Raw genomic sequence first — 20604 nt, 5'->3', positions numbered from 1 at the left:
GAATGTTTTTTATGAAATGTAAAAGGTATAGCGATTGTTACCTATGTTGAAAAGATAACTCTTGTTTGATAGAGCATATAGATTTTGCAAACAGTTCAGGTTCTTCTAAATTTGGTGAATGAGCAGAGTTTGGGAACCAGATCATTTTTTTGATAGGTGCTTGAATTGTATCACAATATTGTTGAACGAGTGCATAAGGTGTTTGGTAATCGAAACGACCAGAACAGAAATAGACAGGTACGGAAAGTTTTGAGATTGTGGAAAAGAAATCTACGGTGAGCATTTCCTCCCATAATGTCCCAGATTTCATATTTCCTGCGAGAAATTTTATCCAATCTAACCATGTATATTCGGAAGAAAACAACCCTTTTCGAATGAAAGAAAAGGAAGTCCCATTTTGAACTGCCCCTCCAAACGTACCAAGCCACTTTCTTTGAATAATAAGGCGCCGCATATCTAGAAAAGGAGGCTTTCCAAGTTTGGTTAGAGATGTTAATGCACGTTCGTGCCCATGTTTTTTTGCGGAGTGAATTAAATGTTGATAGAGCAATTCTTCATTTTGTTTCATATGTACAATCTGACCTATCCCAATATAAGCTTCGATATGGTCTGGATATTTATTTGCAATTTGTAAGCCGATAATACTTCCCCAAGAATGTCCAGCGAGAAATAGCCGCTGTTTTTTGAAGCGAGAAAGAAGATGTTTTACTACTTCAAATCCATCTGAAACGAATTGTTCAATTGTAAATGAGGCTTTTATATCCCGCCAAGAAAAGGATTTTCCCGCTCCTCTTTGATCCCAATTGACAACAATAAAGTGCTTTTCCAATTCTTTTTGAAAATGACGAATGAATCCAATTTGTGCCATACCAGGGCCACCGTGGCAGCATAATAAAATAGGTTGATTTACGTCTTGACCACGAATAAGTAGAGATTGTTTGCGATTGTTGATTGTAACGCTTTCTATCGTAGCGATGCTATTTGAAATTGGATTCTTTAATTCGTTGTAAAACGGTGGCGTGGAGCTACGAAAAAGCATATAAAAACCTCCTTTTCTCTAAAGGCATGTATCGCACGGATGTACTATCTTGCATATACTGTTAAAAAGTTATTGTATCATAACATATAGGCTATATTTCAACTGTGAGAGCTCAGGGAGAGGGGGAAGGAAGTGACGGTTGGAGAGATTATAGATCGCTTGAACAAACGTGAACCACTTGCCATAATTGCAAAACGCCTCGACATGAGCCCATATGCACTGTCGAAAAAGTTAAGAGTACTTGGATATGAATATGATGGTGAACAGAAGAAACGGATATTTATTGGAGAGGGAGAAGAGCCTCGCCATTTATATCTTCAAGAAGCGACTGCACTTCAATATGTAAAAACAGATTATCAGGTTTTGATTTATGAACAATTGCAAAAGATTTACGAATTGCTTAGAAAACGAGAGGAACCAATTATTACGAAGTTGACTATAAGCAGTAATGAAAAGAAAAAACGTACTTTTTCTATACGTACGGATATTTTAGAGAAATTAGACGCTGTGTCTGCTTCCGAAGGGATGCATAAATCTAAAATTGTAGAAGTGGCATTGCTGGAATTTTTAAGGGAATATGAAGAAGTAGACGAAAGATACTAAGATAAGTAAAAGAGAGAAGGTGCGTAACCTCTCTCTTTTTGTGAATTATAAAGTTTAGTTCACTCTTTGAATTCGTCCATCAATAATAGGTTGAATCGGTTCTTTTACTTGTTTTACATAATCAACTAACGCTTCAAAATCATTCGGACCGGTTTCAGCGTCTTTTCCATTTTTAAAGGATACAAACCCATCTCCGCCTGAAGCTAGAAAGGCATTTGCTACTACGCTGTAAGTCTTAGAGGCAACTAGCTCTTCTCCATTTGTTAAATGGATATTTGTAATTTTTTCACCGTCTGCTTTATTTGCATCCCAAGTATACTGAATACCTGAAATTTGAAGCATTCTCGTTTTATCCTTTTGCCATTGTTGATTTAAAATATCTCGAATGTCTTGTCCAGTTAAATTGACCTTTATTAACTGATTTCCAAATGGCTGAATTCCATATAATTCTCCCCATGTAATATCGCCAGCATCTAAATCATTACGAATGCCACCAGGATTCATAAGGGCAATTTGCGATTGCATCGTTGCACGCTGAGCATCAGCGATTAAGTTTCCAAGAGTGGATTCTCCAGCAGCGTTTTGTTTGCGATCTAGCGGTGCGGTAGACTTCCCAACAACTTCGTTGACAAGAGGTGCGATTTTTTCTTTATATTGATCTATTTTCTTTTTCACTTGTTGATCAGGTACGATACCTTCATGATAAGTTGTGACCACTTCAGCTTTTTTCTCAACAATATCTTTCGTTTTACGATCAATTTTGACATCAACATCAGCAAAAGCCATTCCATAAGAATTTGCCTGTACGACAAGTTTGTTGTTAATGGTATCCTGAACAAAAGTATGACTATGTCCACCAAAAATAACATCAACTTCAGGATCTGTTCCTTCGGCTAAGCGTACGATGTCCCCATTTGTTACACCACTATCTTCTGTTGTACCACCGTTATGTGCCAGAACAACAATAGATTTGACACCAAGTCGTTTTAGTTGTTTTACGGATTTATTAATGGCTTCTACTTCGTCAGTGAATTGTACATTTTTCACCATAGAAGGCATAACGATATTTGGTGTTTCCGTTGTAACAACACCGATAAATCCAACTGGAACGCCCTGCACCATTTTTACGGTAAATGGAGGTAAAAATAAACGGCCTGTTTCCTTATTAAAGACGTTTGCGGCAACATAAGGGAAATTCGCGCCTTTAAAGTTACCAGTCTTCGGATGAATTCCACCATAAATAAGACGACGCATTTCCTCAGTACCTTCATCAAATTCATGATTTCCAACAGTTCCAACATCAAAACCTAAATCATTTAAAAATTCAATGGTTGGTTCGTCTTGCAATAATGCTGATACTGGTGGACTGGCCCCTACAGCGTCACCTGCATGAACAAGTAATGTATTTTGATTTTGTTTTTCTCGATCTCGTAAGTAAGCAGCTAAGTACTCTGCGCCTCCTGCTTCCTTATTGTTAATCTTTTTTACAGTGTCTAGTTGTCCATGGAAATCGTTAATACCAAGCATTTGTACGTCTATGTAACGATTTTGATCTGGGGGTGTCTGAGATGGTGGTGCAGCAAATGCGCTTGAAAATGTAATGGTACTTAAAGCTAAAGCAACCGGAATGACTTTTTTCCACATACGTCTTCTCTCCCTTTTTATAATCTGACATCATACGACATAATTTTAATAGATTAAGAGAGTGATTGCTACAAAAATTCTATTTATTATAAAAATTAATAAGATTTTTTCTTTTTGTTCACATCTTTACAAAATATACATAATAGAAAAAAGAAAAGGGAATGGTCTATTTTTATTGGCGTGGGAGAGTCATTTCCCCTATAATGGAGAAAAAAGTAAAAGGTGAGCAAGTCATGAAGAAAAAGAAACAAAGACAAACACAAAGACAAACGCAAATGAATCAAGTGAAGAACGAATCCATTACAATTGGCGATCAATTAAATACGTCATTAATGGATCAATTAAAAAGTAAGAAAAAAGAATTACAAGTAAGAGCGGAACAAAAAGAAATAGAAGAGCAAGAGAGAAAGCGTAAGGAACAAAAAGAACGCGAAAAGAATAAATCATTTGAAGAACTGTTAAGTGAAAGTAACCTGACTTGGAAAGACTTTAAATAATGCAAAAAAAATCATCAGTGGAATTGTCCTGATGATTTTTTTACAATGTGATGGAAAAGGTGATTGGGATGAGAAAGATTGTAGTAGTTCCATATGAAAATCATTGGAATGAGAAATTTCAAATAGAAGCAAAGCGGCTAAAAGCAGCGATGCCAGAACTAGTTAAGGTACATCATATTGGAAGTACATCGGTACCAGGGCTCGCAGCGAAACCGATTGTTGATATGATTATGGAAGTAGAAGATGTTGAGAGGGTAGATAATTGGAACGAGTGTTTTGAAAAACTTGGTTATATTGTAAAAGGTGAAAATGGCATTTCGGGGCGTCGTTTTTTTATTCACGGAACGGAAGAAAAAAGGTCGTATCATTTGCATGTTTTTGAAACAGGTAATCCAGAAATTATACGCCATTTAGCATTTCGTGATTATATGATGGAGCATTGTGAAGAAGCAGAGGCTTATGCAACGTTAAAGAGAGAACTAGCAGAGAAGTTTACATATGATGGAGATCAGTATACGGAAGGAAAGACTGATTTTGTACGTAATATAGATGAAAAAGCACAAGAGTGGTTCGAAAATAACGTGGGTGAGTAGCACGCGTTGTATAAATAAAAATATTATGTTAACTGTATGTATTTTTTGACTTTTGTCGTAAATCTTGTTCAAATAAAGTGATGGTTTGAAAAATTGAATGATATCTTCTTATAGAATTTGCAGGGAAGACGAAGGGGGATTATTATGTATATTCCAACAACTACACTTCACAATGGTGTGAAAATGCCGATGCTTGGTTTAGGTGTATATAAAGCAAAAGAGGGAGAAGAAGTAAAGCAAGCGGTGAAAACGGCTTTAGAAGTTGGATATCGCTCTATTGATACAGCGACTGTATATGAAAATGAAAGCGGTGTCGGAGAAGCGATTCGTGAATCAGGAATCGCACGTGAAGAGTTATTTATTACGACAAAAGTGTGGAATGACGATCAAGGATATGAAACAACACTTCAAGCATTTGAAAAAAGTTTAAAGAAATTACAAATGGATTATGTGGATTTATATTTAATTCATTGGCCAATAAGAGGGAAATACATAGATACATACCGCGCTCTTGAAAAATTGTATGAAGAAGGAAAGGTACGCGCAATTGGTGTTTCAAATTTTCATCAGCACCATTTAGAACAACTTCTGCCAAATTGTAAGGTGAAACCGATGGTGAACCAAGTAGAACTTCATCCGATGCTTGCACAGTTTGAATTACGTAACTTTTGTCAAAATGAACAAATTCAAATGGAAGCATGGAGCCCACTCATGAGAGGTGGCGAAGTATTTCAGCATCCAATTATTCAAGAAATCGCTAGAAAATATGAAAAAACGCCTGCTCAAATTATTTTACGCTGGGATATTCAAAGTGGCATTGTAACAATTCCGAAATCTGTTACACCATCTCGTATTCAAGAGAACTTTACGATTTTTGATTTTTCATTAACAGAAGAAGAAATCAAACAAATTGATACGCTTGATCGTAATCTGCATGTTGGAACGAATCCTGATAAATACGATACGATGTAAAAAAACGCTACCGAAGAGGTAGCGTTTTTTAGCGGTGTAATGTGTATGTATCAGATTTAACCACTGCTTGAATTTGCTTATATTTTTCAGATGTTAGTGGAGATTGAATGGTAGCTTGTGCATTCTCTCGTAATTGCTGAATAGAACTAGCGCCTGGAATAACAGCGGCAACAGCTGGGTCATGTAAACAATATTGCATCGCTACTTCGGTTAATGAATCAGTGTTTGCAATCTCTTTTACAGTAGCTAAAGTTTTTGTTAATTCGTTATAAGAATAAGAAAGATAATCTTTTTCTTTCACTTTTTCTACTTTTCTTTCATTATTGTCCGTTAGCAAACCTTTCGCAAGTGGTCCGCGAGCAATCACGCTAATTTGATTGTCTTGTAAGAATGAAAAATATTCTTCAGGCCTACGATTTAATAAGCTGTACTCCATTAATACGCTAACAATGTTAGAGCGTTTTGCATATTCACGAATCACATTGGGACGAATAGAAGAGATGCCGTAATGACGAATTACACCTTCTTGTTTTAACTCTTCAAATGCTTCAATTGTTTCATCGATAGGATCTTCGATTGTTCCGCCGTGAAGTTGATATAAATCAATATAATCAGTTTGGAGGCGGCGTAAACTTTCTTTTACTTCGTCTTTTATATAAGCTTTAGAAGGGTCCCACGACCAAGCGTTTTTTTCTTCTGTCCAGCGGTTTCCTACTTTCGTTGTCAGAACAATTTGATCGCGCCTTCCCTTAAGGGCTTTTCCAACAAATTCTTCATTTAATCCGTAATTGTATAAATCTGCTGTATCTAAAAAGTTAATTCCTAAATCAATTGCTTCATGGATGATACGAATGGCCTGGTTTTCTTCTGTGCCAAGAGACATACAGCCAAGTCCCATTTCAGTAATATATAAATCTGAGTTTCCTAATTGACGTTTTTTCATAGGTCAGCCTCCTTACTTTCATTGTACGAAAGCAGCGGAGAGTTGACAAACGTTTACTTTTTGTTTGCAGTAATCCATTCTTTTACAGTTGTATATTCTTTTCCATATTGCTTTAGTTTATGCCGAATTTGCCAAGCTTTTCCGACCAATGTGATGCGGTTTGGTAAAATATATACTTTCATTTTTTATCACGCTCCTTTCAGTGTGGTAAAATGTATGAAGAACGATTAGGAAATAGAATAGGGAGATGAAATATTGTGAGTAATCTTGCAGAGAGAACAGTCGCTACTGAACCGATTTTTGACGGGAAAGTTATTAAAGTTCGTGTTGATGATGTAGTATTGCCAAATGGAGAAGTGAGTAAACGTGAAATTGTAAATCATCCTGGTGCGGTGGCTATTATCGCTATCACAGATGAAGAAAAAATTGTGCTTGTTGAGCAGTATCGTAAGGCACTTGAAAAAGAAATTGTTGAAATTCCTGCTGGGAAATTAGAGCCTGGAGAAAAACCAGAGGTAACAGCGGTTCGTGAATTAGAAGAAGAAACAGGATATGTATGTGACAAAATGGAATTCATCACATCTTTTTATACATCACCAGGATTTGCAGATGAGATTTTATATGTATATAAAGCAACAGGATTAAAGAAAAAAGAAAATAAAGCGGCATTAGATGAGGATGAATTTGTGGAATTAATGGAAGTTTCTTTAGAAGAAGCAATTGAACTCATGACAAATCAACGTATTCATGATGCAAAGACGATGTTTGCTGTACAATATTTGCAATTACAAAAATAAACACTCGCCTAAGGCGAGTGTTTTAATTAATTTTTGCATATACGCGTGTGTCACGTAAGTTACCATCTGGAGCAAGAAAATCGTTTTCTAGCGTACCTTCTAGAATAAATTCAAGTCGTTCTGCTAAAGCGCATGCATTTACATTTGTAGCATCACAGCGAATTTCAAGTCGTCTTGCGCCAAGTTTATCAAAAGCAAACTGGACAGCACCTTTTACTGCTTCTGTCATATAACCTTGTTTTGTATAAGCGCTATGTAACCAGAAACGAAGTGAAAATTTTGGAATAGCCCAATTTTCTGGATGCAGGGCAAGAGCTCCAATAAATGTACCAGATACTTTATCATATAGATGAAAAGCCAATGTTTCACGAAGTAAAAATTGTCCGTGAGCTTCTCGAACAGTTTCCTCAGCATTTTCTTCTGTTACAGACGTAATGGACATCCAAGGCTGTAAATCTTCTAAAGAAGCTTGCATTGCTTCATATACTTCCGTTCCATCCCCTGGAAATGGTTTGCGTACTTGCAAGCGCTCAGTTTGAAATAATGTTGGAAAATCTAATAATAATGGTTTCAAACGAAATCCCTCCTATTCTCTACTTTTAAGTTTAGCAAAGTAGAGCGGAATTTCAATGTTAATTCGTCATACTTTTTTCTTTCTATCATACATTTTAGTAAGAATGTGAACGGAGGGAAGAAAAAATGTTGCGAAAAACTTGGCAAAATCGTGTAATTTCTCATATACAAGAGAATTCTTCGTTATATATATTTAATTCTGTTTTGTTATTAATGGGTGTGGTGTTTGGAGCTATTCTTGTAAATAGCTTAGAGGTGAATCAAAAGCAAGATCTATCTTTTTATTTGAATCGATTTTTTGGACAAGTTTCTAAAGGGGAATTTGCAATTGCAGGCGATATGTTTCGAGAAAGCTTCTTTTCACAATTAAAATACATCGGATTTATTTGGGTGTTAGGAATTTCAATTATTGGATTGCCACTTATTTTCATTTTGCTATTTTTAAAAGGGGTAGTTGTCGGATTTACAGTAGGTTTTTTAGTTAGTCAGCATGGGTGGAATGGATTGTTGTTAGCATTTGTATCTGTGTTGCCGCAAAATGTAATTATTATTCCAGCATTTCTTGTGATGACGACCATTGCTGCAAGTTTTTCTTTACGCATGATTAGGCATCAATTTATTCGGAAAATTACTGAGCCATTACTACCGTTATTAATTCGCTACACCTGCTTCTTTCTAGCGATTGGTGCTGTCCTAGCAATTGCTTCTAGCATTGAAGCATATGCATCACCAGTGTTAATGAAAGAAGTCGTGGAAATTATCAATAAAAAATAAATACTACATGAGAATAATTCTCAACTTATTTTGATTGTTTTTCTTTTGACAGAAGCCCTTCTTCTGATATAATGGTGTAAGAGTGGCGAGGAGGGAGTAGTACCGAATGGAAGAGAGAATTGAAAGAATTAAGAAGCAACTGCATGCAGCGAGCTATAAGTTAACACCACAACGTGAAGCAACGGTTCGTGTGCTGCTAGAAAATGAAGAAGATCATTTAAGCGCAGAAGATGTTTACCTCCTTGTAAAAGAAAAGTCGCCAGAGATCGGACTAGCAACCGTCTATCGAACATTAGAGTTATTATCTGAGTTAAAAGTTGTTGATAAAATTAACTTCGGAGACGGTGTTTCACGCTATGACTTACGTCAAGAAGGCGCACAGCGTTTCCATCACCATTTAATTTGTACGCAATGTGGTGCTGTACAAGAAATTCAAGAGGATTTACTTGGTGAAGTGGAGAAAAAAGTAGAACGAGACTGGAGCTTTAAGGTAAAAGATCATCGTTTAACTTTCCATGGGATTTGTAAAAATTGTCAAGATAATGAAACGGATGAAAAATAACCTTTTCCTATTTAGCTAGGAAGGGTTTTTTTATTTGAGTATAGGTATAAATTACAGAAAGCTTGGCATATGTTGTAATAACATATATTTTGGAGGAGTTTACCATGCGCCGAGCTTTAAAATTAACTTTTGATGGGATGAAAGTATTTTTATTATTTACAGGTTGTACGATTTTGTTTTATTTCGCTATACTATGGATAAACGAAGAATATGAAAGTTACCATCGTTATGAGAAACCAAAAGAAGAGACAGTAGAAAAAGTATCAGGAAATGAGGAACCGGCAAAAGATGCTTTTGTAAATAGAATAATTTTTTTCTATGAAAATGGGGAGTAGTGTAGATTGGAAGATCAATTAAAAGATTTTATTCATTATATGATTGTAGAAAAAGGCTTAGCGAAAAATACAGTTGTCTCCTATGAGCGAGATTTAAAAAGTTATGTGAAGTATTTACAAAATGTTGAGCAAATAAAGACGTTTCATGAAGTGACAAGGATACACATTGTGAATTTTTTACAGTATTTAAAAGAGAACGGAAAATCTTCAAAAACTTTGGCGCGCCATATCGCCTCTATTCGTTCGTTTCATCAATTTTTACTTCGTGAAAGAGTAGTAGAGCATGATCCATCTGTACATATTGAAACGCCTCAAGGCGAGAGGAAATTACCGAAAGTATTGTCGGTTGGTGAAGTAGAAGCATTGCTTCAAACACCAAAGGCGACAAGTGCATTTGGTATTCGCGATAAGGCTATGCTAGAGTTATTGTATGCAACAGGGCTTCGTGTTTCTGAATTGATTGCATTAAATTTAGAGGATGTTCATTTAACAATGGGCTTTGTCCGTTGCATAGGAAAAGGGAATAAAGAGAGAATTATCCCACTAGGTAGTTTGGCGACAGAAGCGATTCAACGTTATATTGAAAAGGGCAGAAGAGAACTTGTAGGAAAAAAAACAGTTGATGCCCTCTTTTTGAACCATCACGGTAATCGATTGTCCCGCCAAGGATTTTGGAAGATTTTAAAACGACTCGCAAAAGAAGCGAATATAGAAAAAGAGCTTACTCCGCATACACTGCGCCATTCTTTTGCAACACATTTATTAGAAAATGGGGCAGATTTACGTGCTGTACAAGAAATGCTTGGACATGCAGATATTTCTACAACACAAATTTATACGCACGTTTCAAAAACTAGATTAAAAGATGTATATAAACAGTTCCATCCGAGAGCATAAGTATTATGCTCTTTTTGTATTTATATTGAAGCAACGGTATAAAATCTCCATTTTTAGGTGGGAGAGTGAATTTAGCGATCAGATTCTTAGGGGAATCACAAGGCATATTTATCTCGTATTAACTATCCGTAAAAGCCCGATTCGTGAGGTCTGATAATCAGGGAGATGAAGAAAATCCTACTGATTAAAGCTTCCTTTTATAAGGAAGTCCAAATGAATATAGATTGCTAGATTTCATGAATAAACGAACCATGTGTTTAGAGAATAAAAGTAAGGAGATGTGAAGAGCTCACAAAAACTTCACAAACATTTCGTACATTGTTTTCAGCAGAGGGCTGGAATATGAACTGGTATATCCTCTATACTAAATAAAGTATAAAGGAGGAAATCAAAATGAAAAAACTTGTAATCACTTTATTTATCGCAATGCTAGCATTAGCTGGTTGTAATACAAAGGAAGAGGACACAACAAAAAAAGAAAAACTTGAAGAAGTAAAAGTAGCAGTTCAAACAAATCCGAAAGAAATTAAGCCAAATGAAAAAGCAGAAGTACAGGCTCTTGTTACACAAGGAAAAGAAAAAGTAACGGATGCTGACGATGTAAAGTTTGAAATTTGGAAAGATGGCGATGAAAAGCATGAAATGTTAAACGCTAAGCATAAAGGGAAAGGTGTTTATGCAGTTGAGAAAACATTCCCAACAGATGGTGTATATCATGTTATTGCACATACAAACGCACGTGACATGCATGTAATGCCAGAAGAGAAAATAGCTGTAGGAAATGCAAAAGTTGAGGATGCAAAGAAAGGCAAGGACGGTCATGAAGCAGGACATGGTGATCATAAGAGTGAGACAATGATTCATCTTATGGCTGGCGATGTGAAAGCAAATGCTGAATCAACAATGAAAGTTCATTTGAAACAAAAAGAAGAAACTTTAACAGGTGCTGAAGTACAACTTGAAATTTGGAAAGATGGCGCGGAAAAACATGAATATATTCCTGCTGAAGAAGGTAATAAAGGCGAATATGTAAGTAAACATACGTTTAAAGATGCAGGTGCATATAAAGTGAAAGTTCATGTGAAAAAAGGTGAGCTTCACGAACATAAGGAAGAAACAGTAGAAGTAAAATAAGGAGCGGCTCTTTAGAGCTGCTTTTTATTTTAATATTATGGAATCAGCCATAATATTATTAGCACTTTTCTGCAGAATGAATTACAATAGAAGTGTGAAGAAAATAAGAATTTCTACGAAAAGGTGTTAAAAAGAAAGCGTAAACATGTTATGATATCGGTATCAGATGTCTGACATCTGACTTAGAAAAAACAGGAAGCTTGTTACTTCGTGTGAAAGTGCTACGAGGTAGGCTAGAGAATGACTAATAAAACATACGTTTTTTAGTGTATGTAATAAAGAGAATTCTCACTAATAGCAGTTTCACTTTACAACGTTTTGAACATACTACAAGAAGTAGAACTGAACATATAGGAGGTTGCAGTTATGAATAAATATAAACGTATATTCCTAGTCGTAATGGACTCAGTAGGAATCGGAGAAGCACCAGACGCTGACAAATTTGGTGATGTAGGTTCTGATACAATCGGTCATATTGCTGAACATATGAATGGATTACAAATGCCAAATATGGTGAAATTAGGCCTTGGTAACATTCGTGAAATGAAAGGGATTTCAAAAGTAGAGAAACCACTTGGTTACTATACAAAAATGCAAGAGAAATCTACTGGTAAAGATACAATGACAGGTCATTGGGAAATCATGGGTCTTTACATTGATAAGCCATTCCAAGTGTTCCCAGAAGGATTCCCAAAAGAATTATTAGATGAATTAGAAGCGAAAACAGGACGTAAAATTATTGGGAATAAACCTGCTTCTGGAACTGAAATTCTTGATGAACTTGGTCAAGAGCAAATGGAAACAGGATCTCTAATCGTGTACACATCAGCTGATAGTGTATTACAAATCGCAGCTCATGAAGAAGTTGTACCGCTTGAAGAACTTTACAAAATTTGCAAAATAGCACGTGAGTTAACGCTAGATGAGAAATATATGGTAGGTCGCGTGATTGCTCGTCCGTTCGTTGGAGAGCCTGGAAACTTCACACGTACACCAAACCGTCATGACTATGCATTAAAACCATTTGGTCGTACAGTAATGAACGAATTAAAAGATAGCGATTATGATGTGATTGCGATTGGTAAAATTTCTGATATTTATGACGGAGAAGGTGTAACAGAATCTCTTCGTACAAAATCGAATATGGATGGAATGGATAAGCTTGTAGATACATTAAATATGGACTTTACAGGTCTTAGCTTCTTGAATTTAGTTGATTTTGACGCGATGTTCGGTCACCGCCGTGATCCTCAAGGATATGGAGAGGCATTGCAAGAGTATGATGCACGTCTTCCAGAAGTATTTGAAAAACTAAAAGAAGATGATTTATTAATCATTACAGCAGACCATGGTAATGATCCAATCCATCATGGTACTGACCATACACGTGAATATGTACCGTTATTAGCATATAGCCCAAGCATGAAAGAAGGCGGAGAAGAATTACCACTTCGTCAAACATTTGCTGATATTGGTGCAACTGTAGCAGAAAACTTCGGTGTAGAAATGCCAGAATACGGAACAAGTTTCTTAAACGAATTAAAGAAATAGGGGGACAACATAATGAATCGTGAACTTATTACAAAATCAGCTTCATACTTAAAAGAGAAATTTCAAGAAACACCACAAGTAGGACTAATCCTTGGATCTGGACTAGGTGTATTAGCAGATGAAATCGAAAATGCAGTAACAGTACCTTACAGTGAAATTCCTGAATTCCCAGTATCAACTGTAGAAGGTCATGCAGGACAGCTTGTATTTGGTACACTTCAAGGTGTAACAGTAGTAGCAATGCAAGGACGTTTCCATTTCTACGAAGGATACGACATGCAAAAAGTAACATTCCCAGTTCGTGTGATGAAAGAACTAGGTGTAGAAACAGTTGTTGTAACAAACGCAGCTGGTGGGGTAAATACAGAGTTTGAACCAGGCGATCTTATGTTAATTTCAGACCATATTAACTTCATGGGTACGAATCCATTAATTGGACCAAATGATTCTGAAATGGGCGTGCGTTTCCCTGATATGTCTACATCATATACGCCAGAACTTCGTGAAATGGCGAAACAAGTTGCAGCAGATTTAAATATTAAAGTACAAGAAGGTGTATACGTTGGGATGACAGGTCCTGTATATGAAACACCTGCTGAAATTCGTATGATTCGTACAGTTGGTGGAGATGCAGTTGGTATGTCTACTGTACCGGAAGTAATTGTAGCGCGTCATGCTGGTATGAAAGTACTTGGTATTTCTTGTATTTCAAATATGGCAGCTGGTATTTTAGATCAACCACTTCACCATGATGAAGTAATTGAAACGACAGAACGTGTAAAAGCTAATTTCTTAACATTAGTAAAAGCAATCGTAAAACAAATGAAGGGGTGAGTTCACAATGAGAATGGTGGACCTAATTGCAAAAAAACGTGATGGACATGCATTAACGACAGAAGAAGTGAACTTTATTGTAGAAGGCTACACAAATGGTGATATTCCAGACTATCAAATGAGTTCATTTGCAATGGCGATTTTCTTCCAAGATATGAATGAACAAGAGCGTGCTGATTTAACGATGGCAATGGTTAATAGCGGTGATACAATTGACCTATCAGCGATTGAAGGGGTAAAAGTAGATAAGCACTCAACAGGTGGTGTTGGTGACACAACTACACTTGTGTTAGGTCCGTTAGTAGCTGCTCTAGATGTACCAGTTGCAAAAATGTCTGGACGTGGTTTAGGACATACAGGCGGTACAATTGATAAATTAGAAGCAGTTCCAGGATTCCATGTTGAAATTGAAAATGACGAATTTATTCGTCTTGTAAATGAAAATAAAATTGCAGTTATCGGACAAAGTGGAAACTTAACACCTGCTGATAAAAAGTTATATGCGCTTCGCGATGTAACAGCGACAGTAAACTCTATTCCGCTAATTGCAAGCTCTATTATGAGTAAAAAAATTGCAGCTGGTGCCGATGCAATTGTACTTGATGTGAAAACAGGTGCAGGCGCATTTATGAAAACAGATGAAGATGCAAAACGTTTAGCAGAAGCGATGGTGCGTATTGGTAATAACGTTGGCCGTAAAACGATGGCGGTTATTTCAGATATGAGCCAACCGCTTGGTGAGGCAATCGGCAATGCATTAGAAGTAAAGGAAGCAATTGATACATTACAAGGTAAGGGACCAAAAGATTTAGAAGAGCTATGTTTAACACTTGGAAGTCAAATGGTATACCTTGCTGGAAAAGCTTCTTCTTTAGAAGATGCTCGTGAGAAGTTAATTGAAGTAATGAACAATGGAAAAGCATTAGAAGCATTTAAAACGTTCTTAGCGGCACAAGGCGGAGATGCTTCCGTTGTTGACAATCCTTCTAAACTTCCGCAAGCAGAATATAAAATCGAAGTAGAAGCAAAAGAAGACGGATATGTATCTGAAATTGTTGCGGACGAAATTGGTACAGCGGCAATGCTTTTAGGTGCAGGGCGTGCAACGAAAGAATCTGAAATTGATTTAGCAGTTGGACTGATGCTTCGTAAAAAAGTGGGCGATAGCGTGAAAAAAGGTGACTCACTTGTTACGATTTACGCAAACCGCGAAAATGTAGAAGATGTAAAAGCAAAAATTTACGAGAACATGAAAATAGAGCAAGAACATGTTGATGCACCAAAACTTGTGCATGGCGTTGTAACGAAATAAGTTAAAAAGCTAAGGAGACTTCTCCTTGGCTTTTTTTTCTACTTTTTGTTTATAATAGTAATGGGTGAAATTATGATTAGAATTTGTGCAGTGACGCAAGAAGATGAAGTATTATATGATATTTCTTTAGAAGAAGTAAAGAAAGAGAACATCGCATGGTATTGGTTGGATTTATATAAGCCAACAAAAGAAGAGTATACATATATTTTACAAGATTATTTTAAATTCCATCCTCTTGCAATTGAAGATTGTGTAGAATACGTACAGAGGCCTAAAGTAGATTTCTATGATGGATATAATTTTTTAGTGCTTCATGCATTTGGAGAAGATGGATTAGAGCCACATGAAATCGATCTATTTGTTAGTGATCGTTATATTGTTTCGTTTCATTTCTCACATAATAATGCGATTGAGAGAGTGTGGCAAACGCTTGGTGAGAAGAAACGGATTAAGAAGAGTCCTTTGCATGTAGCGCATACAATTATTGACCAAATCGTTGATGATTATTTTGCGCCGGTGTACTATATTGAAGATCATTTAAATGCAATTGATGATAATTTAACAGGGGATACAGCAGGAAGTGTACTAGAAGAAGTATTTGATATTCGAGCGGATCTATCTAAGCTTAGACGTACGATTATACCAATGCGTGACCTATTATATCGTATTTTAAATTCGACTCGTTTTTATGGTGTCAGCGATCATGAAATTTATTTTAAAGATATTCATGATCATTTATTAAAGCTTTCAGAAATGATTGAAGCAAGTCGAGAATTAACAGCGGATATTCGGGATAGTTATTTCTCATTGAACTCGCATCATATGAACAACATTATGAAAACATTAACGGTGTTCTCCACGATCTTTATGCCATTAACATTTATTGTTGGTGTGTACGGGATGAATTTTGAGAATATGCCGGAATTAAAGTGGGAGTACGGTTATTTTATTTGTTTAGCAGTTATGGCCTTTATAGGTGGAGGCATGATGGTTTGGTTTTATAAAAAAGGATGGTTTAAGTAAAAACCGCTAGGGAGTTCCCCTAGCGGTTTTTTATTAGCCGATGGCATGTAAGACAAACATGGCTAAGAATAGACATGTAATAATATACATGGACGGTGCGACTTCTTTATGCTTTCCAAGAGCAACCTTTAAAATAGGATAAGCAATAAATCCGAACGCAATACCATCAGCGATGCTATATGTGAGTGGAATCATCACAATGATTAAAAACGCAGGAAATCCTTCTGAAAAATCATTTAGAGGGATTTGCAGAATGTTTGTAATCATTAGACCACCAATAATAATTAAGATCGGTGCAATGGCACTATCAGGAATTAATTTGACAAACGGAAGAGCAAACAGTGATGCGAAGAATAATAGTCCTGTAACGATAGACGTCAGACCTGTTTTACCTCCCGCAGCAATACCTGCAGCACTTTCTACTGTTGAAACGGTAGGGCTTGTGCCGAATAGACCACATGTCATTGCTGAAATTGCATTTGCTTGATAAGCACGTGGGAATTTGCGATCATCTTCTAATAATCCGTGCAGTAGTCCCATGTTCTCAAAGATAAGCACCATGCTTAAAGAGAATGTTGCAATCCAAAACGGTAAGGAGGAAAGTTTTCCAAATGACATAGCTCCAAATACATCTCCGTAGCTAGCGAATGAAAATGAGCTAGTTCCTACCTGACTCGTATCAACAAGACCAAATAGCCATGCAATACCAGTCCCAATTGCAATCGTCCATAAAAAGTTTCCACGTACGTTTCGAATAAATAAAACAAGTGCGACAATAAGAGTAAGTAGTGTTGCCAAAACAACAGGATTACTTAACTTTCCTAATGCGACAGCAGTGTTCGGATTTGAAACGACTAAACCACCTTTTTGTAATCCAATGAAAGCTAAGAATAAGCCGATGCCGACAGTAATCGCTTCTTTTAATGACTTTGGAATGGATAAAGACAAAGTGCGAGCAATTGGTGTAAACGCGGCGATTGCAAAAATAATACCGGCGATAAAGACGGCTGCTAATGCCTCTTGCCAACTTAATCCAAGCGTATGCACAGCTGTGTACGTGAAAAATGCATTTACACCCATACCTGGTACAAGAATAGCAGGTGCATTTGCCCAAAATGCCATCAATAGACATCCGACAAATGAGCTAAAAACAGTTGCCAAAATTCCAGCTTCAAGTGGAATACCGGCATCTGATAAAATAGACGCATTGACAATCATAATGTAAACGATTGTGAAAAATGACGTGACCCCAGCTAATATTTCTTGCTTTGTTGATGTGTGGTGTAGGTCTAATTTAAATGTTCTTTCAAGAATTCCTTTCATGTTAAACCTTCTTTTTCATATCCCTCTCCCACCCGTGATATCCCTTTTGTAAAGAGCTCACCGTTCTTTATTATATCAGAACATAATCTTTTTACAATAAAAAAATGAGAACGGTTTCTTAAAAGCTAACTGGTGTTACAAATAAGTAAAAATCGCACGAACAGTAGAGATAATTTCTAGTTCTCCAGATTGAATCGGAGGAGCAGCTTGTGCCTGTAAAGTAGCATGAGTCGTAAACTCGCGCGGCAATTGTGCCGATTCTTCAACGAGTGAAAGAGGGACAGGATTAATATTTAAGTTGTATGAATTCGCAATGATGCGTGCCTTTTCTTGAGCATGCTGAACTGCTTGTAAGAGTGCTTGTTGATAATACGCGTTTGGATGGGAAATACGAAAGCGTAGTCCTCTTGCGACATTTGCTCCATTTGTAACGGCTATATCATATACTTCCCCAGCTTTCTGTACATTTAAAACGGTAATTTCATACAAATGCTCTACTCGGTAACCTTGTAATAATGCTTTTTCATTTACGTATTCATATTGAGGTGTAATTGTGTAGGAGATGGTTTCTATATCCTTATCGGCGATACCAAGTTGTTTAAGTGCAGCAAGTAATTGATTAGATTGGATTGCATTTTCCGCTTGTGCTTGTTTGACATCTTTATTATCTGTGCGAATACCAATTGTTAATATAACAACATTGGGTTTCGCCTTTATAACGCCTTCTCCTTGTACAGTAATCGTTGCTTGTTTTCCGTTACGGACATCGGGTGAATATGGATTCATGCCAACTTGCATTTTGCTCACCATCCTTTTTATCCCGATTAAAGTTTCACTTTATATGTATATGAGTAAAAGGGAGAAAAAATTGTATGTAAAAAGTTACATAATTAAGAATCAAAAGGAAAGAAAACATATACAACTCAGGTATTTATAGATTATAATATGTACAAATATGATGAAAAAGGGTCGAGGCTAGTGAACGAAAAAAGAGAAGCACTGATTTTAGATTTATCTACATCATTTCGAAAAATGATACGTTTATTACAAAATGATATTAATACACGTTTTTCAGAGCATATGCCATATAATGAATTTTCTGTATTGCGTGCATTGTTTTTGAAAAGCCCGCAAATGGCTTCGCAAATAGCTAGTGAAGTTAATGTAACGTCTAGCCATATTACAGCAGTAACGGATCGCCTTGTACGAAAGGGATTTGTAACGAGAAAACGTTCTGATTCAGATCGTCGTATCGTATATTTAGAAATCACAGAACACGGAAAAGAAGTTACGCAAAAACTTGAAGCTGTACGTAAAGAATACTATAAAGAGAAATTTAAAGAGTGGAGCGATCAAGAGGTTGAGATGGTATTAGAACTATTTGGTCGCGTGTTATAATGATAATAAATGAGGATAGGAGGCGTAGCGCTTTCCTGTCCTTTTTCTTTTGAATAAAAATATTTGGAAATCCCAATACTTTAAGTAAAAAGTATGGGAGGAAAAATAATGAAATACATCGTTTCACTTGCAATTATTATTGGAAGTTTTCTATGCTCTAGCACATTAAGTTATGCAAAAACTCCAATTCAAGTTGTGCAAAAAGAGTTGCATTATATTGCGAACGATCAACCTATTCTATATTCAAAATTATGGGTTCGTTCTATGCAGAATACAATTCTATTTCACCATAGTAACAATATTCGTGGGCAGGATACATTGCGTAATGTCACCGATTCTTCCCTCGTAAAAGTAAAGCAGCTTTCACTTGAAAAGGCTTCGCAGTACATTCCGAGATTATCTCAATATGTATCTAAGTTTGAAAATAAAAATGTGCAAGTTTATTACGTTGCTGTTCGTTATGAAGTGAAAAAAGAAAATCCATATCAATTAAATGGAATGAATTACTTTCTGCAAGTATTTGTCCAAGAACAAGGAGATTGGAGGATTGCTGAAAGTATTGTCGCTCCGACAGATCAAATGATAGAGAATGGCGATGGGTTTGGAATGAAAGAAGAGAAAGAGTACGGGAAAAGAAGAGAGAATGCAAAATAACCTCCTCGGGATAAGGAGGTTATTTTGCATATAAAGATAACTTATGTTTCAAAAGTCGCCGTAAGATCACATATGTTAGTAGACCAAATCCTATTAAATACATATAGTGAAGAGGTAAAGACTGACTACCATCAGTAAAAGCAGTACTACCAAGAAGTCCAAAACAAATCGAAGTACAGATTAAGAAATACTTATGAAGTTTTGGATATAATAATATCTTTCCGTTATGCTCATTTGGAGCACGTGTATATAAATAAGCTCCTAGCGGAAGGAAGATGAGTATATAGATAACAGGACTTAACAGTGTCCAGCTAGACGGTATTTGATGATAAGTAGGCCCTGTTTGTATATTGCCGAATTCATCTGTATAAGATTCACTTTGTGGGTCATAGTTGTAGTTAATACGAAAATGAGTAAGAGGAGATGAAACACTTACATTTTCTGTATAAAGGGCGTATTTATTATAATTATAATTGTACTCTTCTTGTGATAAATCCACATGTAATGCAAACAAAGGGAATATAAGTCGAAAGATGTAAAAAGGTAAAATGATAATAATATAACTTAAAGCCCCTTGTGAGATTATGTTCCCTGTAATAGTTCCGATAAAGAGTGTGAATGTGTAAACGGCAATAAGTGTAATGATTGTATACGCAAAGTATATATGAAATGGTTCAAAAGATTGATATTGAGCGTGTATTGTGCTCCTATAGATGATATACGTAAGAAGCCAACTAAGGCTAAGCGCACTTAAGATATGAACGATGCCTAATAACCATTTTGATAAAAATAAGTGTGAACGTTTAAATGGCAGGGACCAAAGGAAATCGATACTTTGGTTATTGCGTTCCCATCCGATTAAGAGAATTGCTAATACCATTAGTAGAAAAGCCGGAGGTATTGCAGCGTCAGCTCCTTGTAAATGATACCTATAATACGTATCTGTTGTTTCACGTAAATACGCATCTGTATGTTGTGCGGCAGTATAATATTTATATGGTAAGGCGTATAAAGTGCTTAGCCAAAATAGCCAAATAACATATTTTCCTTGTTTATAGTTTCGCATCCATAAAGCTTTTTGAAACATATACCCACCTCAATTCGTATTTATCCCGCATGAACGGGCAGTAAGACCCACACCTCAAA

Annotated in this window: 24 protein-coding genes; 16 read left to right on the top strand and 8 right to left on the bottom strand. The window is 36.3% G+C overall.

What is annotated here, in order from left to right:
- Positions 1-37 precede the first annotated feature (37 nt).
- A complete protein-coding gene (locus CN373_RS05320) occupies positions 38-1039 on the bottom strand; it encodes an alpha/beta fold hydrolase (protein ID WP_000898957.1) in 1002 nt (333 codons plus the stop codon).
- Between the two features lie 132 nt (positions 1040-1171).
- On the opposite strand from CN373_RS05320, the gene CN373_RS05315 reads away from it, so the two are divergent.
- Entirely contained in the window at positions 1172-1642 is a 471-nt protein-coding gene (locus CN373_RS05315; RefSeq protein WP_000215735.1) for a ribbon-helix-helix domain-containing protein, read from the top strand.
- Positions 1643-1696: 54 nt separating this feature from the next.
- Here CN373_RS05315 and CN373_RS05310 read toward each other — a convergent pair whose 3' ends face one another.
- A complete protein-coding gene (locus CN373_RS05310; RefSeq protein WP_000265670.1) occupies positions 1697-3286 on the bottom strand; it encodes a bifunctional metallophosphatase/5'-nucleotidase in 1590 nt (529 codons plus the stop codon).
- A 233-nt stretch (positions 3287-3519) separates the two neighbouring features.
- Between CN373_RS05310 and CN373_RS05305 the strand changes: the two genes are divergently transcribed.
- The 3 genes from CN373_RS05305 to CN373_RS05295 all read left to right on the top strand — a co-directional run bounded on the left by CN373_RS05305 (position 3520) and on the right by CN373_RS05295 (position 5348).
- Entirely contained in the window at positions 3520-3783 is a 264-nt protein-coding gene (locus CN373_RS05305) for a YqkE family protein (protein WP_033664790.1), read from the top strand.
- Positions 3784-3851: 68 nt separating this feature from the next.
- Complete coding sequence (locus tag CN373_RS05300) at positions 3852-4376, top strand: GrpB family protein (RefSeq protein WP_001227194.1); 525 nt, start codon at positions 3852-3854, stop codon at positions 4374-4376.
- Positions 4377-4520: 144 nt separating this feature from the next.
- Positions 4521-5348, top strand: coding sequence for an aldo/keto reductase (locus CN373_RS05295; protein ID WP_000275864.1), 828 nt, complete (start codon positions 4521-4523; stop codon positions 5346-5348).
- Positions 5349-5376: 28 nt separating this feature from the next.
- Here CN373_RS05295 and CN373_RS05290 read toward each other — a convergent pair whose 3' ends face one another.
- Positions 5377-6291: an aldo/keto reductase gene (locus tag CN373_RS05290; RefSeq protein ID WP_000747235.1), complete on the bottom strand. Its 915-nt coding sequence runs from the start codon at positions 6289-6291 to the stop codon at positions 5377-5379.
- A 53-nt stretch (positions 6292-6344) separates the two neighbouring features.
- The gene (gene mciZ, locus CN373_RS05285; RefSeq protein WP_000870288.1) at positions 6345-6473 is read right to left on the bottom strand and encodes a Z-ring formation inhibitor MciZ; all 129 of its coding nucleotides are present in this window, start codon (positions 6471-6473) and stop codon (positions 6345-6347) included.
- Positions 6474-6548: 75 nt separating this feature from the next.
- Here mciZ and CN373_RS05280 point away from each other — a divergent pair, with 75 nt between their 5' ends.
- Positions 6549-7088 (top strand): NUDIX hydrolase, encoded by a 540-nt coding sequence (locus tag CN373_RS05280; RefSeq protein ID WP_000067034.1) that lies wholly within the window; start codon positions 6549-6551, stop codon positions 7086-7088.
- Positions 7089-7110: 22 nt separating this feature from the next.
- On the opposite strand, the gene CN373_RS05275 is transcribed toward CN373_RS05280, so the two are convergent.
- On the bottom strand, positions 7111-7662 hold the full coding sequence (locus CN373_RS05275) for a GNAT family N-acetyltransferase (protein ID WP_000803503.1): 552 nt from the start codon (positions 7660-7662) through the stop codon (positions 7111-7113).
- Positions 7663-7787: 125 nt separating this feature from the next.
- On the opposite strand from CN373_RS05275, the gene spoIIM reads away from it, so the two are divergent.
- The 9 genes from spoIIM (at position 7788) to corA (ending at position 16083) form a co-directional block, all read left to right on the top strand.
- Complete coding sequence (gene spoIIM, locus CN373_RS05270; protein WP_000944897.1) at positions 7788-8435, top strand: stage II sporulation protein M; 648 nt, start codon at positions 7788-7790, stop codon at positions 8433-8435.
- A 106-nt stretch (positions 8436-8541) separates the two neighbouring features.
- Positions 8542-8997: a Fur family transcriptional regulator gene (locus tag CN373_RS05265; RefSeq protein WP_000392652.1), complete on the top strand. Its 456-nt coding sequence runs from the start codon at positions 8542-8544 to the stop codon at positions 8995-8997.
- Positions 8998-9101: 104 nt separating this feature from the next.
- Positions 9102-9332: a YqzK family protein gene (locus CN373_RS05260; protein WP_001250435.1), complete on the top strand. Its 231-nt coding sequence runs from the start codon at positions 9102-9104 to the stop codon at positions 9330-9332.
- Between the two features lie 6 nt (positions 9333-9338).
- The gene (gene xerD, locus CN373_RS05255; RefSeq protein ID WP_000390075.1) at positions 9339-10229 is read left to right on the top strand and encodes a site-specific tyrosine recombinase XerD; all 891 of its coding nucleotides are present in this window, start codon (positions 9339-9341) and stop codon (positions 10227-10229) included.
- Positions 10230-10622: 393 nt separating this feature from the next.
- Entirely contained in the window at positions 10623-11363 is a 741-nt protein-coding gene (locus tag CN373_RS05250) for a FixH family protein (protein WP_000737521.1), read from the top strand.
- Positions 11364-11729: 366 nt separating this feature from the next.
- Complete coding sequence (deoB, locus tag CN373_RS05245; RefSeq protein WP_001046065.1) at positions 11730-12914, top strand: phosphopentomutase; 1185 nt, start codon at positions 11730-11732, stop codon at positions 12912-12914.
- A gap of 12 nt (positions 12915-12926) precedes the next feature.
- Complete coding sequence (locus CN373_RS05240) at positions 12927-13748, top strand: purine-nucleoside phosphorylase (RefSeq protein WP_001078442.1); 822 nt, start codon at positions 12927-12929, stop codon at positions 13746-13748.
- A 7-nt stretch (positions 13749-13755) separates the two neighbouring features.
- On the top strand, positions 13756-15060 hold the full coding sequence (locus tag CN373_RS05235; RefSeq protein ID WP_001243087.1) for a pyrimidine-nucleoside phosphorylase: 1305 nt from the start codon (positions 13756-13758) through the stop codon (positions 15058-15060).
- 60 nt (positions 15061-15120) lie between these two features.
- Entirely contained in the window at positions 15121-16083 is a 963-nt protein-coding gene (gene corA, locus CN373_RS05230) for a magnesium/cobalt transporter CorA (protein WP_002057536.1), read from the top strand.
- A 33-nt stretch (positions 16084-16116) separates the two neighbouring features.
- On the opposite strand, the gene CN373_RS05225 is transcribed toward corA, so the two are convergent.
- Together CN373_RS05225 and CN373_RS05220 are read right to left on the bottom strand one after the other, a co-directional pair.
- On the bottom strand, positions 16117-17406 hold the full coding sequence (locus CN373_RS05225) for an NCS2 family permease (RefSeq protein ID WP_000676229.1): 1290 nt from the start codon (positions 17404-17406) through the stop codon (positions 16117-16119).
- A 135-nt stretch (positions 17407-17541) separates the two neighbouring features.
- Positions 17542-18204, bottom strand: coding sequence for an SIMPL domain-containing protein (locus CN373_RS05220; protein ID WP_001195962.1), 663 nt, complete (start codon positions 18202-18204; stop codon positions 17542-17544).
- A 180-nt stretch (positions 18205-18384) separates the two neighbouring features.
- Here CN373_RS05220 and CN373_RS05215 point away from each other — a divergent pair, with 180 nt between their 5' ends.
- Together CN373_RS05215 and CN373_RS05210 are read left to right on the top strand one after the other, a co-directional pair.
- A complete protein-coding gene (locus tag CN373_RS05215; protein WP_001003304.1) occupies positions 18385-18804 on the top strand; it encodes a MarR family winged helix-turn-helix transcriptional regulator in 420 nt (139 codons plus the stop codon).
- 108 nt (positions 18805-18912) lie between these two features.
- The gene (locus CN373_RS05210; protein WP_000875300.1) at positions 18913-19458 is read left to right on the top strand and encodes a hypothetical protein; all 546 of its coding nucleotides are present in this window, start codon (positions 18913-18915) and stop codon (positions 19456-19458) included.
- A 19-nt stretch (positions 19459-19477) separates the two neighbouring features.
- Here the strand turns inward: CN373_RS05210 and CN373_RS05205 are convergent, their stop codons facing one another.
- Positions 19478-20545: an ABC transporter permease subunit gene (locus tag CN373_RS05205; RefSeq protein ID WP_000486557.1), complete on the bottom strand. Its 1068-nt coding sequence runs from the start codon at positions 20543-20545 to the stop codon at positions 19478-19480.
- Positions 20546-20604: the final 59 nt, after the last annotated feature.

It is taken from the genome of Bacillus cereus, assembly GCF_002561295.1.
GTDB classification, from domain to species: domain Bacteria; phylum Bacillota; class Bacilli; order Bacillales; family Bacillaceae_G; genus Bacillus_A; species Bacillus_A cereus_S.
The sequence above is the reverse complement of the archived record's forward strand: the minus strand, read 5'-3'. Positions and strand labels throughout refer to the sequence as shown.

Excerpts from the sequence above, each read along its gene's own strand:
- CN373_RS05310 (WP_000265670.1), bottom strand. The coding sequence starts at position 3,286 with ATGTGGAAAAAAGTCATTCCGGTTGCTTTAGCTTTAAGTACCATTACA.
- CN373_RS05305 (WP_033664790.1), top strand. The coding sequence starts at position 3,520 with ATGAAGAAAAAGAAACAAAGACAAACACAAAGACAAACGCAAATGAAT.
- CN373_RS05205 (WP_000486557.1), bottom strand. The coding sequence starts at position 20,545 with ATGTTTCAAAAAGCTTTATGGATGCGAAACTATAAACAAGGAAAATAT.
- spoIIM (WP_000944897.1), top strand. The coding sequence starts at position 7,788 with ATGTTGCGAAAAACTTGGCAAAATCGTGTAATTTCTCATATACAAGAG.
- CN373_RS05225 (WP_000676229.1), bottom strand. The coding sequence starts at position 17,406 with ATGAAAGGAATTCTTGAAAGAACATTTAAATTAGACCTACACCACACA.
- CN373_RS05240 (WP_001078442.1), top strand. The coding sequence starts at position 12,927 with ATGAATCGTGAACTTATTACAAAATCAGCTTCATACTTAAAAGAGAAA.
- CN373_RS05300 (WP_001227194.1), top strand. The coding sequence starts at position 3,852 with ATGAGAAAGATTGTAGTAGTTCCATATGAAAATCATTGGAATGAGAAA.
- CN373_RS05250 (WP_000737521.1), top strand. The coding sequence starts at position 10,623 with ATGAAAAAACTTGTAATCACTTTATTTATCGCAATGCTAGCATTAGCT.
- CN373_RS05220 (WP_001195962.1), bottom strand. The coding sequence starts at position 18,204 with ATGCAAGTTGGCATGAATCCATATTCACCCGATGTCCGTAACGGAAAA.
- mciZ (WP_000870288.1), bottom strand. The coding sequence starts at position 6,473 with ATGAAAGTATATATTTTACCAAACCGCATCACATTGGTCGGAAAAGCT.
- deoB (WP_001046065.1), top strand. The coding sequence starts at position 11,730 with ATGAATAAATATAAACGTATATTCCTAGTCGTAATGGACTCAGTAGGA.
- CN373_RS05295 (WP_000275864.1), top strand. The coding sequence starts at position 4,521 with ATGTATATTCCAACAACTACACTTCACAATGGTGTGAAAATGCCGATG.
- corA (WP_002057536.1), top strand. The coding sequence starts at position 15,121 with ATGGGTGAAATTATGATTAGAATTTGTGCAGTGACGCAAGAAGATGAA.
- CN373_RS05290 (WP_000747235.1), bottom strand. The coding sequence starts at position 6,291 with ATGAAAAAACGTCAATTAGGAAACTCAGATTTATATATTACTGAAATG.
- CN373_RS05235 (WP_001243087.1), top strand. The coding sequence starts at position 13,756 with ATGAGAATGGTGGACCTAATTGCAAAAAAACGTGATGGACATGCATTA.
- CN373_RS05265 (WP_000392652.1), top strand. The coding sequence starts at position 8,542 with ATGGAAGAGAGAATTGAAAGAATTAAGAAGCAACTGCATGCAGCGAGC.
- CN373_RS05260 (WP_001250435.1), top strand. The coding sequence starts at position 9,102 with ATGCGCCGAGCTTTAAAATTAACTTTTGATGGGATGAAAGTATTTTTA.
- CN373_RS05210 (WP_000875300.1), top strand. The coding sequence starts at position 18,913 with ATGAAATACATCGTTTCACTTGCAATTATTATTGGAAGTTTTCTATGC.
- CN373_RS05320 (WP_000898957.1), bottom strand. The coding sequence starts at position 1,039 with ATGCTTTTTCGTAGCTCCACGCCACCGTTTTACAACGAATTAAAGAAT.